General features: G+C 60.6%; 1 protein-coding gene. It reads right to left on the bottom strand.

What is annotated here, in order from left to right:
• On the bottom strand, positions 1–226 hold a 226-nt coding region (locus IAE40_RS25605; RefSeq protein ID WP_200604076.1), incomplete at both ends, for an immunoglobulin-like domain-containing protein.

Below are 226 nucleotides of genomic sequence, written 5' to 3'. Positions count from 1 at the left end.
ATTGCTGACGATGGTGACGGAGACCTTGTCGCCTTCGTTGCCGGTGCCTGGAGTACCAGTGCCTGGCTCGTCCGTCACTGTGGTGGTGACGGTGTTGTCGCCGAGGGTCAGCTTCTCGAAGTTATCGGCGCCAGTGACCGATTCCAGCTTGTTCACGATGCTTGGCTGGCCGCCAACGTACACGTCATCAGGCGCATGGATGGTGATAGTCCCGGTGGCGCTGCCA

It is taken from the genome of Pseudomonas sp. S44, from assembly GCF_016624805.1.
Classification (GTDB): Bacteria; Pseudomonadota; Gammaproteobacteria; order Pseudomonadales; family Pseudomonadaceae; genus Aquipseudomonas; species Aquipseudomonas machongensis.
The sequence above is the reverse complement of the archived record's forward strand: the minus strand, read 5'-3'. Positions and strand labels throughout refer to the sequence as shown.